Annotated in this window: 15 protein-coding genes; 3 read left to right on the forward strand and 12 right to left on the reverse strand. The window is 70.0% G+C overall.

What is annotated here, in order from left to right; translation table 11 throughout:
- Nucleotides 1-71: 71 nt before the first annotated feature.
- From D9V41_RS09450 to D9V41_RS09465, 4 genes are read right to left on the reverse strand one after another with little or no spacing between them, the layout of a single operon-like run.
- Nucleotides 72-1,496 (reverse strand): polysaccharide deacetylase family protein, encoded by a 1,425-nt coding sequence (locus D9V41_RS09450; protein ID WP_121794319.1) that lies wholly within the window; start codon nt 1,494-1,496, stop codon nt 72-74.
- A 14-nt stretch (nt 1,497-1,510) separates the two neighbouring features.
- Entirely contained in the window at nt 1,511-3,313 is a 1,803-nt protein-coding gene (gene glmS, locus D9V41_RS09455; protein WP_121794320.1) for a glutamine--fructose-6-phosphate transaminase (isomerizing), read from the reverse strand.
- Complete coding sequence (locus tag D9V41_RS09460) at nt 3,313-4,323, reverse strand: NAD-dependent epimerase/dehydratase family protein (RefSeq protein WP_208006810.1); 1,011 nt, start codon at nt 4,321-4,323, stop codon at nt 3,313-3,315. Before D9V41_RS09460 ends, glmS begins: the two co-directional genes overlap by 1 nt.
- Entirely contained in the window at nt 4,320-5,669 is a 1,350-nt protein-coding gene (locus D9V41_RS09465) for a nucleotide sugar dehydrogenase (protein WP_121794321.1), read from the reverse strand. The genes D9V41_RS09460 and D9V41_RS09465 overlap by 4 nt, the downstream gene beginning before the upstream one ends.
- A 281-nt stretch (nt 5,670-5,950) precedes the next feature.
- Between D9V41_RS09465 and D9V41_RS09470 the strand changes: the two genes are divergently transcribed.
- Nucleotides 5,951-7,246 (forward strand): glycosyltransferase family 2 protein, encoded by a 1,296-nt coding sequence (locus D9V41_RS09470; RefSeq protein ID WP_121794322.1) that lies wholly within the window; start codon nt 5,951-5,953, stop codon nt 7,244-7,246.
- Here D9V41_RS09470 and D9V41_RS09475 read toward each other — a convergent pair.
- The 6 genes from D9V41_RS09475 to D9V41_RS09500 all read right to left on the reverse strand — a co-directional run bounded on the left by D9V41_RS09475 (nt 7,210) and on the right by D9V41_RS09500 (nt 12,252).
- Nucleotides 7,210-9,873 carry a helix-turn-helix transcriptional regulator gene (locus D9V41_RS09475; RefSeq protein ID WP_121794323.1) on the reverse strand — a complete coding sequence of 888 codons (2,664 nt, stop codon included), beginning with the start codon at nt 9,871-9,873 and terminating at the stop codon, nt 7,210-7,212. The two genes, D9V41_RS09470 and D9V41_RS09475, sit on opposite strands and share 37 nt — an antisense overlap.
- 159 nt (nt 9,874-10,032) lie before the next feature.
- Nucleotides 10,033-10,347: a DMT family transporter gene (locus D9V41_RS09480; RefSeq protein WP_121794324.1), complete on the reverse strand. Its 315-nt coding sequence runs from the start codon at nt 10,345-10,347 to the stop codon at nt 10,033-10,035.
- A complete protein-coding gene (locus tag D9V41_RS09485; protein ID WP_121794325.1) occupies nt 10,344-10,682 on the reverse strand; it encodes a DMT family transporter in 339 nt (112 codons plus the stop codon). The genes D9V41_RS09480 and D9V41_RS09485 overlap by 4 nt, the downstream gene beginning before the upstream one ends.
- A 100-nt stretch (nt 10,683-10,782) precedes the next feature.
- On the reverse strand, nt 10,783-11,325 hold the full coding sequence (locus D9V41_RS09490) for a dihydrofolate reductase family protein (protein WP_121794326.1): 543 nt from the start codon (nt 11,323-11,325) through the stop codon (nt 10,783-10,785).
- Nucleotides 11,322-11,642 (reverse strand): YciI family protein, encoded by a 321-nt coding sequence (locus tag D9V41_RS09495; RefSeq protein ID WP_121794327.1) that lies wholly within the window; start codon nt 11,640-11,642, stop codon nt 11,322-11,324. Before D9V41_RS09495 ends, D9V41_RS09490 begins: the two co-directional genes overlap by 4 nt.
- A 1-nt stretch (nt 11,643) precedes the next feature.
- A complete protein-coding gene (locus tag D9V41_RS09500) occupies nt 11,644-12,252 on the reverse strand; it encodes a dihydrofolate reductase family protein (RefSeq protein WP_121794328.1) in 609 nt (202 codons plus the stop codon).
- A gap of 88 nt (nt 12,253-12,340) precedes the next feature.
- Here D9V41_RS09500 and D9V41_RS09505 point away from each other — a divergent pair, with 88 nt between their 5' ends.
- Both D9V41_RS09505 and D9V41_RS17585 read left to right on the forward strand, forming a co-directional pair.
- Nucleotides 12,341-12,850, forward strand: a complete 510-nt coding sequence (locus D9V41_RS09505) for a winged helix-turn-helix transcriptional regulator (RefSeq protein WP_121794329.1) — start codon at nt 12,341-12,343, stop codon at nt 12,848-12,850.
- 49 nt (nt 12,851-12,899) lie between these two features.
- Nucleotides 12,900-13,121: a hypothetical protein gene (locus D9V41_RS17585; RefSeq protein ID WP_133434163.1), complete on the forward strand. Its 222-nt coding sequence runs from the start codon at nt 12,900-12,902 to the stop codon at nt 13,119-13,121.
- Here D9V41_RS17585 and D9V41_RS09510 read toward each other — a convergent pair.
- Nucleotides 13,100-13,207, reverse strand: coding sequence for a methionine/alanine import family NSS transporter small subunit (locus tag D9V41_RS09510; protein WP_121794330.1), 108 nt, complete (start codon nt 13,205-13,207; stop codon nt 13,100-13,102). The genes D9V41_RS17585 and D9V41_RS09510 overlap by 22 nt on opposite strands.
- Nucleotides 13,207-14,787: a sodium-dependent transporter gene (locus D9V41_RS09515; RefSeq protein ID WP_121794331.1), complete on the reverse strand. Its 1,581-nt coding sequence runs from the start codon at nt 14,785-14,787 to the stop codon at nt 13,207-13,209. Before D9V41_RS09515 ends, D9V41_RS09510 begins: the two co-directional genes overlap by 1 nt.
- Nucleotides 14,788-14,865: the final 78 nt, after the last annotated feature.

The following is a 14,865-nucleotide window of genomic DNA, read 5'->3' on the forward strand; positions in this document are numbered from 1 at the left end:
GATCGCCGAGCAACTCAGGGGCAGGATCCCGAGCGCGAGCGCGAGAACGAGCGCTCGCGCCCGGGACATGGTCAATCGCCCGCAGCAGGGTGCCCCTGCGGCTCGACCGCCGGGGCCACCGCGGGCGCGACGGCGGGAGTGGCAGCTGCCCGGGCCGCCGGCTCCGGAGCCGCCTCCGCGTCGAACATCTCCACGTCGTCGGTCACCAGGGTGCCGTCGCCGAAGAGGTTCAGGCCGAAACTGATGCCGGTCATGCCCTCGGGGATCTGCGGGGTGGTCCAGACCGCCTGCTGGAACGTCGCCGACGCACCGAACCACGGGCTCGACGTCCAGTAGTGCCAGCGACCCGCGGTGTCGCGCAGGTACACCGCGAACTGGGTCACCGTCGTCGCCGTGTACCAGCTGCGGAGGGAGTACTGCCGTCCCTCTCCCACCGTGGGTGCGCATTCACCGAGGTCGAACGTCGACAGCCACTTGGCATCACCGTCGACGTAGCCGCCCATGTGCACCCGCGCGGCCATCGATCCACCGCGGCCCTCCGCCGTGGCGTCGAGCTGCGGCGCGTTGGTTCCGTAGCCGCCCCGCATCCAGCATCGCGGCGCTCCGTCGGGGCCGATGTCCTCATAGCCGGCGTTGGCGATCGCGTTCTCTCCCGGCCCGGTCATCGCCGGTGCGGGTGCGTCGACGATGGGCTTCGCCGGACCGCCGATGGCGTCGCCGACCGTCCGGACGACGGTGCCGATGTCGCGTCGCGATTGCAGCCAGGCGAGGAACTGCTCGAAGACCTGCGGCGACACGGCGATATCGCAGCCGGACACGCACACGTTGTGGAAGGTCAACTGTGCCCAGCCGCCCTTGTGCTCGGCCCTCCTGACGACGCCTTGGAGATCGCCGAGTGTCCAGCCCGTCTCCACCTGGGGCGGAGCCTTCGTCTCGAACGGGTCTGCGGGCGGTAGCGACTCGGCGTTGCGGCACGAACGGCACCGTTCCAGATCGATATCACCGAGGCCCCGCGCACTGGAGTAGCCGCATCCGGCCACCGCGTCCTTCGCCGTTCCGTTCACCCGGGCGAAGGGGTACGCGAAGCTGCGCACCGTGAAGCCCCACGTCGTGAGTTGCGCGCGGTCGTAACAGACCTGACGCGCCGCTTCGTCGGCCGAGATGGCGGTCAGGTCGGCATGCGAGACCGTGTGCCCGCCGATCTCGTGCCCGCTCGCCGCCATGGCCTCGAGTTCCTGGAGCGTCAGGTGACCGGGCGCCCCGACGTAACCGGAGGGCACGAAGAACGTGCCGTCCATGTCGTACTGGTCCAGGAGTTCGACGGCCGCGGCCTGGTTCGCGTTGGCATCGTCGAAGGTGAGACTGACGATCGTGCGCGGTGCGGCGTCGGCCGGGGAGGTCTCGGGGCCCAGGCCGATGAGGGCTGCACCGACTCCGATGGCGGCGATCGCGGCGGCGACCGCCGCCGCCGTCCGTTGTCGTGTTCTCGTGACCATGGTCCTCAGTGCTCCTATTCGACGGTGACGGATTTCGCGAGGTTGCGAGGTTTGTCGACGTCCCGGCCCAGTGCGACCGCGAGTTCGCGGGCGAGCACCTGAAGCCCGACCACGGTCTCCAGGGGCCCGAGCCAGTCCAGTCCGCGGGCGAGCGCGGTGGTCGAGGTGCGGGCCGGGATCGTGGCTTGTTCGGGGCCGACGCTGATGACGCGGGCACCGCGAGCTCGGACCTCCGCGATGTTCGCGGCGAGACGTTCGGACCCGTCGTCGAGCACGACGACGGGAGTTCCTGTCTCGATGAGCGCGAGCGGGCCGTGCTTCAGCTCGCCCGCCGCATGACTCTCGGCCCAGCGGTAGGTCAGCTCCTTGAGTTTCAGCGCGCCCTCGTCGGCGAAGACGCGCGAGGAGCCGCGGCCGAGGAAGACGAACCCGGGCGAGTCGAGGAGTGCCGGAACGAGATCGGGCACGCTCCGGCGGGCCGCGCCGATGGCGTACGCGAGCAGGTCCGGGACGCCGCTGAGTTCGGCGACCCGTCGGCGGACCGCCGAGCGATCGACGAGCCGGGCGGCTGCGAGCAGCGACAGGCCCATCGCGGTGCCCCCGATCACCTGGGCGGTGAAGGTCTTGGTTGCGGCGACGCCGATCTCGGGACCGGCCTGGCACAGCATGACCGCCTGAGCCTGCCGCGCCAGCGCCGAATGGGGGTTGTTGGTGAGTGCGAGGATCGGATGACCGCGTTGGTGCAGGACGTCGACGGCCCGCAACACGTCGGCCGTCTCCCCCGACTGACTGAGCACGACGGCGAGGCTGCCCGGCACCGTCGTGGTTGTCGCCACCTCGCTCGCCTCGATGGCCGAGTAGGGGATGCCGCCGAGGCGGGCCGTCACCTGGGCCACCGCGCGGCCGGCGTGCAACGACGTGCCGCATCCGACGATGGTGAGGTGCCGAGGGACCTGAAGGCCGAAGGACGGCCACAGGTCGCCGGCGACGGAAGGGCCCCACGTCGTCATCACCTCGGCGACGACCTCGGGCTGCTGCTCGATCTCCTTCGCCATGAAATCCGGGTGCACGCCGCGCGTGAGGTCCGTCCCGCGCAGCGTGGACGCGATCGACGCCGGCGGGCGGACCGCCATACCGTGCCGCCACCACGGCAACCCTGGCGCGAGGTCGAGGACGTCACCGTCCTCGACGATACGGTAGCGCTCGACCCACGGAGCGATCGCCGCGAGGTCGCTGGCGGCGAAGACGCCTCGTTCGGACTCCGCGACGACGAGCGGGGAGCCGTGGCAGGTCACGACCAGCTCGCCGGTCGCCCCGTCCAGCACGGCAAGGGCCCAGGAGCCCCGCAGGCACCCGATCGTCTCCTCGACCGCTCGCCGCAACGGGAACCCGCCGAGACGGCCCTCGATGAGATGCGCGATGAGTTCGGTGTCGGTCTGAGAGGTCAGGACGTGCCCCGCGCGTCCGAGTTCGGCCCGCAACTCGAGGACGTTGTCGAGCACGCCGTTGTGCACGACGGCCAGTCGGCCGGAGCAGTCAGTGTGGGGGTGGGCGTTGTCGACGCTCACCTCCCCGTGCGTCGCCCAGCGCGTGTGAGCGACGCCGGTCGTGGCCGGCAGTCCCGGCTGCCAATGGTCGAGGCGGCGCTGCAGGTCGTCCACCCGGAACGTCGTCCGCAGCACCGCGGAACGACCGTCAGCCGCCCCGGTGACGGCGATTCCGGCGGAGTCGTAGCCGCGGTACTCGAGCCGGCTCAAGGCGTCGAGCAGGACCCGCCCGACCTCGGGCGCCCCGGTGCACGCGACGATCCCGCACATCAGAGCCGACCGGCGGGGGTGAGGGGGCGACCGGCGAGATCGTCGGCCACCCGCATGATCATGGTCTCGATGCTCGTCGTCGGGTGGTAGCCGACCAGGTCACCGGCGAGGGTGTTGTCGGGGACTCGGCGGCGCATGTCCTCGTACCCGGGCGCATAGGCCTCGGTGTAGTCGACCAGCGTGACCGGGCTGTCCGAGCCCACCGTCGTCGCGATGCGCAGCGCGAGATCGAGGATGGACACCTCTTCGGCACCGCCCAGGTTGACCGCGCGGCCGAGCGCGGCCGGCGACTGCGACAGCTCGATCAACGCGGGGACGACGTCGCCGACGTACGAGAAGCAGCGGGTCTGCCGGCCGTCGCCGTAGACGGTCATCGGTTCTCCCGCGAGCGCCTGGCGCACGAGGCGGGGGAGGACCATGCCGTAGCGGCCCTTCTGGCGAGGCCCGACGGTGTTGAACAGCCGCACGATGGCGACCGGGAATCCGTACGCGGACCAGTACGCATGCGCGTAGGCCTCGTCGATCCCCTTCGCCGCGGCATACGTCCATCGCGACAGCAGCGGTGAGCCGAGCACGCGATCGGCGTCCTCGCCCAGGCGGTCGGCGGTGTTCTTGCCGTACACCTCGCTCGTGGAGACCAAGAGCATCGTCAACCCGAGTTCATGGGCGAGGTCCACGACGTTCTCGGTGCCGTGAATGTTCGTCCGCAGGCTCTGCAGCGGCTCGTCGATGATCACGTGCACCCCGACGGCGGCCGCGAGGTGGAAGACCCGGTCGGCGCCGGACATCACCTGGCGGAGCACGTCGCGGTCCAAGACCGAACCCTCCACGAACTCGAAGGCCGGGTGCGACGACGCGGCGGCGAGATTGCCGCGATCGCCGGTGGACAGGTCGTCCAGGGCGACGACGGTGTCGCCGTTTGCCAGGAGTGCTTCGACGAGGTGACTGCCGATGAAGCCGGCTCCGCCCGTGACGACGCTGCGCCGTCCGGTCGGGATCGCCGCGTTCACAGTGTCACCCGATTCGGGAGGGCCTGCGCCCCGTAGGTCCCGTCGACGACGAGTGTCGCGTCGGGGATCCACGTCGCGTCGGTGCCCGAGTGTGCCGTGTGCAGGAGCACGAGATCGGGCGCGAAGGCCGCGGGGTCGTCGACGCGCAGCAGGTCGATCCCGTTGGGAAGCGTGGCGGTCGACACGTAGGGATCGGTGAAGCCGACCACGGCTCCCGCCTCGATCAGCCGCTGGAGGATCTCCAGGGCGGGTGACTCCCGAAGGTCGGCGACGTCCGGCTTGTAGGTGACGCCGGAGACCAGCACCCGGGCGCCGGGCATTCCCAGGCCGTGGCGCGACAAGACGTCGCGGAGTCGTTCGACGACGCGCGTGGGCCGAGCGGCGATCTGCTGCATCGCCGTGCTGATCATCGGGGCGTCCACACGGTCCTTGCGCAACTGCCACAGCAGATAGTGCGGGTCGCACGGAATGCAGTGCCCGCCGACGCCCGGTCCGGGCCGGAACGGCATGAACCCGTAGGGCTTCGTGGCGGCGGCGTCGATCACGTCGGTGACCTCGAGTCCGAGGGAGCCACAGATGTCGGCGAACTCGTTGACCAGGGCGATGTTGACGGCACGAAAGGTGTTCTCCAGCAGCTTGGTCATCTCGGCGACCGCAAGCGACGGCACCGGGTGCACCCGCTCGGCGTAGGCGGCGAGCACCCGCCGGGCGACGCCCGTGCACGCCGAGGTCGCGCCGGCGACGACCCGGGGCACCTGTTCGGTCCGGACGGCGGCGCTGCCGGGGTCGATCCGTTCGGCGCTGAAGGCGACGTGGATGTCCTCGCCGGCGACGAGCCCGCGACGGCGCAACGGCCGGACGAGCAGGTCCTCGGTGCAGCCGACGTAGGTGGTCGACGTGAGCATGAGCAGTTGGCCCGGCACGGCGTACTCGACGAGGGTCTCGCAGGCGGCGCGCAAGGCGGTGAGGTCGGGAACGAGGTGACGGTCGACGGGAGTCGGGACGCACACGATGACCGCCCGAGCACAGCGCAGTTGAGCGGGGTCGTCGACGAGCCGGAACTGCGCATCGTCCAGCGCGCGGTGCAAGCGCTGGCGATCGCTGGGAAGCAGGTCGACGTCGTTGCGTTCGATCGCGGCCCGCCGGTGCGGCGAGATGTCGAAGGCCACGACGCGCTGGCCCGCATGGTGGTAAGCCAGCGCGGTCGGCAGCCCGACGTATCCCAAGCCGGCGATCGCGACGTCGGCGGTCACCGCCGGCTCGGTGGCGCGCGGGTGTTCGATGCGGCCGACCGGGGACGGCACGCTCCGTTCGGGACGGGGATCGGGTAGGTCGAGGGTGCTCATGGGGGACTCCCATCGTCGGGTCGTTCGAGGTGGAGTGGCGGTGCGCCGGTGACCGTGAGGGAGGGAACCGGACGCCGCCTGTTCGTCACCATCGGGCGCGCTGCAGGGCCCGGTCAACGGGATCGGCACAACACTGCGGAGCTCCGCATCGCGACCGCAAAACCCCGCAATGACGGCGTATTCGTGGTGCGGTGCGCTACGGTCCGCTCGTCGCCGGGACGTGCGTAACCTGACGGGCGCCCGGGGTGGCACGGCCCGGTTCCTCGACGGACGGACGACAGATGAGCGACCTGGTCACCACGCTGGCGGCGGCGTTGCTCCTGCTCGGCCTCAGCACGGCGTGTTGGGCCGGCGTCGGGGGCGGCCGTCGCCTGCTACGGATCCTGCGACCCCCGCCCTCGTCGCCTCACCGCGTCAGTGAGCGCGATGTCGCGGTTCTGATGGCCGCGCACAACGAGGAAGCCGTGATCGACACGACGTTGGCGGCGGTCGAGCAGTTGGTGCCGCCCGAGCAGGTCTTCGTCGTGTCGGATGCCTCGTCGGATCGCACGGTCGACCTCGTCCGCGCGCGCGGAGCCCGAGTGCTCGACCTTCAGGTCGGCCGCGGGAAAGCGGGTGCCCTCGTAGCGGGGCTCGAGGAGTTCGCCCTGACCCGGCGTTTCGAGGTCGTCATGATCCTCGACGCCGACACCTTGCCGGCAGCGGACTACCTCACGACCGGCTTGCCGTTGTTCGACGATCCCGAGGTCGCGGCCGTCGCCGGCCGGGCGAGCACGCGCTGGTCCACGTCGTCGCGCGGGTGGGTGAGCCGCGTCCTGATCGCCCATCGCGAGCGGGTCTACGTCCTCTTCCAAACCCTGCTGAAGTACGGCCAAGCCGCGGCACGAGCGAACGCCGTGGCGATCGTTCCCGGCTTCGCCAGCATGTACCGGACGGACGTGCTCGAGCGATTGGACATCGCAGCGCCCGGCCTGGCGATCGAGGACTACAACATGACGTTCGAGATCCACGCCAAGGGGCTCGGTCGAGTCGCCTTCGACCCGACGGCCGCACGCGCCATGACACAGGACCCCGACACGCTCGGGGATTACGTGCGTCAGGTGGGGCGGTGGAACCTGGGGTTCTGGCAGACCCTGCGTCGGCACCGGCCTCGCCGGAGTCTCTTCTGGGCGGCCGTGTCGCTGTTCGCTGCGGAGGTCGTCCTCAGCAGTCTGCTCGTGGTCGTCCTCGCCGCGTCCACGGCGGCACTGGCGGTCGTCACGACGGTGCGCATCGCTGCCGGGGAGCCGTGGTCCTGGGAGATGTCGCCGGGCGGGCTGCCCGTCGCGGCGGCCCTGATCGGGGTCGTGGTGGTCGATCTCGTGGCCACGATCTACGTCGCCGTCCTCGTCCGTCGCCCGGGCATGCTGATCCTGGCTCCGGCGTTCACGCTCGTCCGCGTCCTCGACGCGGTGCTCTGCCTGCGTGCCCTCGCGCACGCCGTCACCCGTCACTCCTCGGGAGTCTGGAGCAGCCCCACCCGGCGCGCCGAGACCGTCGGTCAGGCGGCGTCCTCGCCCAACAACGCGATCAGCTGAGCCCGCGACGCGATGTCCAATCGGCGGTAGATCTGCGTCAGCCGGAGTTCGACCGTCCGCAGCGAGAGGTACAGGCGTTCGGCGATCTCCCGGTTCCGCAGGCCGGACTGGACCATCCGGGCGATCTCCTGTTCGCGCGGGCTCAGCTTCTCGAGAGCGTTCGGCGGCGAAGCGCGAGTCGGAAGCCGGCCCGAGTCCAGCCTGGTCTGAGCGGCCCAGCCCACGGCACCGAGAGTGTCGAAGATGGTGGCGGCGGTCGTGGCCGTCCGGTGCGCCTCGGCGGGCTGGCCTGCCGCGTCCTGCCGGGCGGAGAGACACCGGAGGGTCCGGGCACCCTCGTAACTGATGAGCTCACCTTCGTCGAGTGAACGCACGAGCGTGGTCAGCTGTCGTACCGACTCGGGGACGGGCGCGACCAGGGCGCGACTACGCGAGAGGACGAGTGCCGCCCAGCGGCTCGACCGCCCGCGCATCCGTGCGGCGAAGTTCTCCACGGCGCGGCGCGCCTCTGCCGGGCAGTCGGCCCGGACACATGCCTCGACGTAGTCCCCCCACTGGCGCAACAGCCCGGGATACGGGAAATCGCGAGTGAGCACCGAGACCGCTCGAAGATCCGAGAGGGCCGCGTCGACGTCGTCGGTCATCAGCTGCACGACACCGCGAAGTGCCAGTGCGCGCGCGTGATGGGCCGGTGCGCCGCCGCGCGACGCGATGTCGATCGAGCGGTCGGCCATGGCGACCGCCTCCTCGATCTCCCCGAGCGAGTAGTGCCGCCACGCGTCGGCCCAGGTGCTCGTCGCCGTCTCTCGCGAGATCCAGGGGGCGTCACCCGACCAGAGGTCCAACGTGCGGCGGGCCGCATGGAAATCTCCGCCGGCGATCTCGTTCAGCAGTGCCGCATAGTGCGCGAAGGCGATCCATGCTCGGTCCTGCATCGACGGATGGTGCAGCGCCACTTCGAAGAGCCGGCGTGCATCGGCGTGGTTCTCGCGAAGCGAGAGCAAGCGTGCGCGCACGATGAGTTCCTCGACCGCGCAGTCTGAGGTGGTCAACGGGAGCGGAGACGGCCCGGGCTTGCCTTCGATCGCATCCGCGATCCGGGCGAGTTCGGCGAGCAGTCGGTCGCCGAGGCCTCCGGTGGACCGCCCGAAGGAGCGGGCGCGATCGAGGGCCTCGCGAGCGGCGACCGGTTCCCACCGCTCCAGATGTGCCGCGGCGACGATCCCTTCCAGCTTCTTGACCTCGTTCCGGTGGCGCGCCCCATGCAGGGTCACCAGGGCCTCGTCCGCGGCATCGAAGAGCCGCTCACCCGTGCTGAGTGCGCCGACAGACTGCACCGCCGCGAGGCGGAGTTGATTCTCGGCGCCGTTGCGGACGGTGAGCGCCCACCTGCCGTACCGCGTGGCGAGGGCGGTCTCACCTGCCCACTGGAACGCCCAGCACACGTCGACCACGGCCGGGGGATGCGGGACGGTCGACGGCCATCGCGCGAAGGCTCGCTCGGCCATCTCCGCCGCTGCCTGCAGGTGCCCCTCCGCCGCCGCACGCTTCGCGGCGCGGAACAGTTCCTCGGCCACGGCGGTGTCGGCGGTGAGGAAACTGCGGTACCAGGCGCCGAGCTCGGAAAACTCCTCGCTCACGGCGTCCGCGAGTGCGGCACGCCGCTCGCGCCAGCGCCGTTTGGTGGCCTGACGGAGGATCGCGGACCGCAATCGCTGATCGTGCAGGTAGACGTAGGGCCCGTGCGCGCGCAGAGTCCCCGTGTCGAGCAGCTCGGCGATCGACGCGTCCGCATCGTCGTGGAGCGCGGCCAGGGTCTCGCCATGGGTGAGCGGGCTCAACGCGACGTCGAGCAGCAGCGACTGTTCGGGCTCTGCTGCGGGCATGCCCGGATGCGATCCGGTGGTGGTCAAGGGAAGGGCGAGGGGAGTGGCGCCGCTGCGCTGCTGTTCGCACAGCTCGCCCACGGCGCGCAGCCATGTCGCCGGCTCACGGCCGGCGTACTCGAGGAGGAGGCGAAGGGTCGTGGAATCGGCGCCGGGGAACCGCTCCTTGGCCAACCGCTCGGCCTCGGCTCCGCTGAACTCGGCCAAGTGCAGTTGGCGAAGCGAGCCGAATCCGCGTGGCGGCGTGGTCGCGGTCGCGACGACCCGGACGTTCGTGCCGGACAGCCGCGGGAGCAGCGTCGCGAGAATGGCGGCGCTCTGACGGTCGAAGAGGTCGATGTCGTCGATCAGGACCAAGGTCGGTGGAAGACCCAACCCGCCGATCAGTTCGCGCAGGTCGTGGGCGGCGGCGTAGAGTCCCGCGTCGTCGTCCCGGCACACCTGCAGATGACGGCCCAGCTCGTGCATCATCGCCGGATGGAGCAGGCCGAGAAAGGACGAGAGCCCGGAGAGGTCGAACTGCTGCTCGTCCTCCTGGCCTCGAAGGATCGGGGCGTCCTCCCGGCGGGCGAGTTGTTCGAGGACGTGGGTCTTGCCCAATCCCGATGCGCCGACGACGAGAAGGGTCGTGTCCGCCCCGGACCCGAGGTAGCGCGACAGATAGGGCAGCGCGGCAGCGGCGCTGAGTCGCGGCACATCGTGCCCCGGCGTGTCCCCCCTCAGCATGCTCCGCTGCAGCATTCGGGCCCCTTAGGATCTACCCCCTCATCCCGGTAATATCAGCGGTCTGGCGTCGGGGCGAACGGAAACGTCGTGAATCATCCGAACGGACCACGTGCCCTGTTTAGGGGCCAGCGCCGAGACCATTCGAACGGGCCGTTGCGGCGTCTTGCGCTCGGATCAGCCCAGTTCGACGAGCAGGACGCCGGTGGCGATCACCGCGATGCCGAGCAGCATCCGCCGGGTCAGAGGATCGTCCCAGAAGGCGCGGGCGAGCACCGCGACCGCGGCGATGCCGGTCGCGGTCCAGACCCCGTAGGCCACGCCGACCTTCATGCCTTCGTCGAGCGCGCGGGCCAGGAAGGTGAACGCGATGCCGTATCCGGCGACGATCACGACCACCCAGCGGCGGCGGCGCAGGCCGTCGCTCGCCCGCAGGCTCAAGGTCGCGGCGATCTCGGCGACGATCGCGAGGGTCAGCCACACCCAGCTCACGTCGTCACGTCCTCGGGGCGCCGGGAGCCGGTCTCCACCAGGACCACTCCGACGATGATCAGCACGATGCCGGCGACGGCGAGCGGGCTGAGGAGTTCGTCGAAGATCACCGCGCCGAGCAGAGCGGTGAGTGCGACGCCGGACGCGCCCCAGATCCCGTACGCGACGCCGATCGGCAACTTCTCGCGCAGAACGAGGGCCAGCAGGGCGAACGCCGTGACATAGCCGGCGACGACGAGCGCGATCCACGCCTGGTGGTCGATGCTGGCGCGCAGCGCCATGGTGCCCGCGACCTCGGCCGCGATCGCACCGCCGAGCAGAAGCCACGCCCTCATCGGCGGCGGCCCGTCTCGTTCGGCGACGGCACCGTCGCGGACGGGAGCTGGCTCAGCGAGGGCACGTGCGCACCCTACCCTCGGCGCCCCTGCGGCCGGGTCAGGACGTGACGCGGAACCAGAGCGCCGCCGCGTCCGAACTCACCGCTTCGCGGATGCGTCGCAAGGAGTAGGTGCGCTGCGTCCCCTCGAGCAATCGCGTCCCGCCGCCGAGCAGTACGGGCGCGATGAACACGAGGACCTCGTCGAGGATTCCGTGGTCGAGACACTGCCGGGCGACGTCGGCGCCGAGGATGTTCACGAGGCCGTTCGATCCGGCGGCCGCCCGCGCGGCCGCGACGGCGTCGGAGAGGTCGCCGGCGACGACGACGTCCGCGGGCGGGTCCGCCAGGGGGCGGTGGGTGAGCACGACTTGCGTGCCGTGCCACCGGCCTTCGAATGCTCCTTCGCGCTTGGGGTCCCCGGCGTTCGGATCGTCGCCGTCGTAGGTGCGGCGGCCCGACAGGATGACGCTGACCTGGGGCACGAGTTCGTCGACGAGCGGGTCCGGTGCCAGGTGAGGCTTCAGCCAGCTCATGTCGCCGGCCGCGCCCGCGATGTATCCGTCGACCGACATCGTGGCCGAGTACAGGAAGGTCGTCATCGTGCCATCAGCGGTCGCACCTCGACTGAGCCGTAGCCTACGTGCGGCATCCGGCTCGCGATCTGCTCAGCCTCGGCGTCAGAGGCGGCGGCGATCACGTGGACGGCGAACACCATGTCGTCGCCGGGGGTCTGCGTGGCGCCCAGCTGCTTTCCCGGCCCGTCGAGAGCGAACCCGGCGACGAGCGCTCCCTTCGTGAGCAGGTCCTCATCGACCTGCGCCCACTGACGCATCTCGGCGTCGTGTTCCGCCGTTCCCTCCGCCGGGCCTGAACCCGGGGTGTACCGGTGGAGCAGTACGTGAGTGGGGGTGGGCATGTCAGTTCTCCTCTGCGGTGTCGCGGCGATAGGTCAGGTGTGTGACGAGGCGCTCGGTCCGACTCGTCACGGGGAGAAGGGAGAGCGGCTTCGTGCCGTCGAAGAGGCGCTCGCCGGCGCCGAGGGTCACGGGCGCAACGTGGAGGCGTAGCTCGTCGATGCGTCCGGCATCGAGGTACTGCCCGATGGTGGATGCGCCGCCGGCGATCGCCACGTCGGCATCACCGGCAGCCTCCCGGGCTAGCTGGAGCGCGTGATCAGGGCCCCCGGTGACGAAGGTGAAGGTCGTGCCGCCGTCCATCGTGACGGGCGGCCGCCGATGGTGGGTGAGGACGAACACCGGTGCGTGATAGGGAGGCTCCGGACCCCACCAGCCGTTCCAGCTCTCGTCGGGCCACGGTCCCCGGACCGGGCCGAACATGTTGCGGCCCATGATGAAAGCTCCGGCGGCGACGATGGCGGCGCGTTCGTCCGCGTTCTCCTCGGGTGTCTCGAACTGCCAGCGGTGCAGCTGCTCCCCGCCTCGACCCAACGGATGCTCGCGGCTCTGGTCCGGCCCCGCGACGAATCCGTCGAGCGACACGGCGACATCGCAGACGACGCGGCTCATGGCACTCCTTCCAAACTGGTTGCAGTATGCATCTGGTGCTACTCCACCACACCCGGTGGTAAACTGCAACCAGTCTCGAGGAGGTCGTATGGCGAGATCCGCAACGCTGCGGTCGGGGTGCCCGATCAATCTCTCGCTGGAGGTGATCGGAGATCACTGGTCGCTCCTGGTCATCCGCGACATCATGTTCGGCGGTCGCCGCCATTTCCGGGAGCTGCTCACGGAGTCCGAGGAGGGCATCGCATCCAACATCCTCAGTGATCGCTTGAAGCGGCTCACCGAGGCGGGTCTCGTGACGCGAGCCGCCGACCCCCAGCACCGGCAGAAGCAGATCTACAGCCTCACCGAGCAGTCGATCCAGTTGGTTCCGGTGCTGGCGCACCTGGGCTCCTGGGGGCGGCGGTTCCTGCCGGTCAGCGCTGAACTCAGCATCCGCGCCCAGGTGCTCGAGGAGGGGGGACCCGCGTTGTGGGAGGCCTTCATGGAGGAGCTGCGCGCGATCCACCTGGGAGCGAAGCAGCCTGCTGGCCCTTCCGTGCTGGAGCGCCTCGACGAGGCCTACCGGGCCGAGGTGGAGCGACAGACGCCAGGTGGCTGATCGAAGCAGATCGGGCCTGACAGCTGCGAGCCGCTTCGGGCGACGCTGCATGACTCTGCGCGCCGCCGGCGACGCGGGCGGCACAAGCCGCACCGACGTTTCGGTTCTCGAACGAACCGCTCGGTTGCAAGGCCTCGAGTTTCAGCTCGATCTCACAGCCGGGGCGGCGCTGATGGGCGCGGAGGCGATGAGCGGCGTGGGTCGGTACAGGGCGCCTATCGCCGCCGACCGTACCGACCCCGACGCCGTTCAGTCGTCGAGTTCGGGATGATGACGCAGGCGGGCGATGCTCCACGCGAGCCCGCCCCAGAAGATCAACATCGCGAGGATCATCACGGCGATGGCGGTGGGGGTCATCAGCTGCTCCTTCCGTTGCCGCTGCCCGTGGCGCGGTCGCGTGCGGTGGAGACGTCACGGGCGAGGACGTCCACGTCGTCGGGGGTGAAGTTCTCCGCGTCGGGCCGTCGATACCGCTGGAAGCTGAGCCCCACGGACACGACCGCGACCAGGGCGATGACCCCCCAGCCCGCCACGAGCAGGAACCACTGCGGGAATCCGCCGTAGCCGTCGGCGATGTAGGCCCAGGTGCCGGTCACCAGGACCGCCACGAGGATCAGCGGGCTGACGTACATCACCATCGCCTTCCACAGCGGACCCACCCGCAAGCTCGCGCCGGCGTTGAGGTGCTCGGCGAGGCGGGGGACGGCCCGTGCCACCCAGGCGACGAGGACCAGGGTGAGGACCGCCGAGGTGACGACGCCGATGTTGTTGATGAAGGCGTCGACGACGTCGAGCGTGTTGATGCCGGTCGTGGTCGAGAACAGGACGACCGACGGGACGGCGGCGGCGATGCCGACGATCAAGCCCGTCTTGGCCGGGCTCCATCCCGTCTTGTCCTGAACCGCGCCCGAGACGACCTGCAGAATCGAGAGCAGGGACGTGAAGCCGGCGAACACGAGGCTCAGGAAGAAGAGGACACCGATCACGGCGCCGCCAGGCATCTGGGACAGCAGCGTCGGGAACGTGACGAATGCCAGGCCGACTCCGGTGATGCCCTCGAGTTCACCCACCGTCGTCGCCTGCTGCGCGGCGAGGAAGCCCAGCGTCGCGAAGACGCCGATGCCGGCGAGGATCTCGAAGCTGCAGTTGCCGAAGGCGACCACGGTGCCCGACCCGGTCAGGTCGGCCTTGCGGCTGAGGTACGACGAGTACGTGAGCATGATGCCGAAGGCGATCGAGAACGAGAAGAAGATGTGCCCGTACGCGGCGATCCACACGGTCGGATCAGCCAACGCGGACCAGCTCGGCGTGAAGAACGCGTTGACGCCCTCGGCGGCGCCGTCGAGCGTGAGCGCGTAGAGGACGATGGCGACGAACAGCACCACGAGGAGCGGCAGCGTCACGCGGTTGACGCGTTCGAGGCCACGGCGGATGCCCAGGCTCATCACGAGGATCGTCAGCACCCACACGACGAGCAGCGGCACGAGGACGGTGGACACGAAGTCGAGCGAGAAGCCCGGATCCGCTGCCGAGAGGTAGTCGCCGAAGAAGAAAGCGTTGGCGTCGTCGCCCCACGCGAGCGTGGCGGAGTACACCGTGTACGCCAGCGCCCACGCGACGACGACCGCGTAGTAGATCGCGATAACGTAGCAGACCGCGACCTGCCACCAGCCGAGCGGCTCGAGACGCTTGTCGGCGCGGCGGAACGCCAGCGGCGGGGCGGCCTTGTAACGATGGCCGAGCGCGTAGTCGAGATACAGGATCGGGACACCCGCCGTGAGGAAGGCGACCAGATAGGGGATGAGGAACGCGCCTCCGCCGTTCTCGTAGGCGACGCCGGGGAAGCGCCAGATGTTGCCGAGTCCGATCGCCGAGCTCACTGCCGCCACGATGAACGCCGTTCGGCCACCCCAGGCCTCGCGCTTCACCTCTGCCACTGCTCTGCTCCCTTTCGTTCGATGAACCGGTGGGACGATACCGGACAGCGCTCACCCTATGAGATCAGCGTCACATTT

Source organism: Aeromicrobium phragmitis (genome assembly GCF_003674095.1).
Classification (GTDB): domain Bacteria; phylum Actinomycetota; class Actinomycetes; order Propionibacteriales; family Nocardioidaceae; genus Aeromicrobium; species Aeromicrobium phragmitis.

Bases quoted from the DNA above. Each gene is read 5' to 3' on its own strand.
- D9V41_RS09490 (WP_121794326.1), bottom strand. From the start codon at position 11,325: ATGACGACCTTCCTGTACTCGGCCACGATGTCGGTCGACGGATACATC.
- D9V41_RS09470 (WP_121794322.1), top strand. From the start codon at position 5,951: ATGAGCGACCTGGTCACCACGCTGGCGGCGGCGTTGCTCCTGCTCGGC.
- D9V41_RS09495 (WP_121794327.1), bottom strand. From the start codon at position 11,642: ATGCCCACCCCCACTCACGTACTGCTCCACCGGTACACCCCGGGTTCA.
- D9V41_RS09465 (WP_121794321.1), bottom strand. From the start codon at position 5,669: ATGAGCACCCTCGACCTACCCGATCCCCGTCCCGAACGGAGCGTGCCG.
- D9V41_RS09500 (WP_121794328.1), bottom strand. From the start codon at position 12,252: ATGAGCCGCGTCGTCTGCGATGTCGCCGTGTCGCTCGACGGATTCGTC.
- D9V41_RS09510 (WP_121794330.1), bottom strand. From the start codon at position 13,207: ATGACCCCCACCGCCATCGCCGTGATGATCCTCGCGATGTTGATCTTC.
- D9V41_RS09450 (WP_121794319.1), bottom strand. From the start codon at position 1,496: ATGGTCACGAGAACACGACAACGGACGGCGGCGGCGGTCGCCGCCGCG.
- D9V41_RS09505 (WP_121794329.1), top strand. From the start codon at position 12,341: ATGGCGAGATCCGCAACGCTGCGGTCGGGGTGCCCGATCAATCTCTCG.
- D9V41_RS09475 (WP_121794323.1), bottom strand. From the start codon at position 9,873: ATGCTGCAGCGGAGCATGCTGAGGGGGGACACGCCGGGGCACGATGTG.
- D9V41_RS09485 (WP_121794325.1), bottom strand. From the start codon at position 10,682: ATGAGGGCGTGGCTTCTGCTCGGCGGTGCGATCGCGGCCGAGGTCGCG.
- D9V41_RS17585 (WP_133434163.1), top strand. From the start codon at position 12,900: ATGACTCTGCGCGCCGCCGGCGACGCGGGCGGCACAAGCCGCACCGAC.
- glmS (WP_121794320.1), bottom strand. From the start codon at position 3,313: ATGTGCGGGATCGTCGCGTGCACCGGGGCGCCCGAGGTCGGGCGGGTC.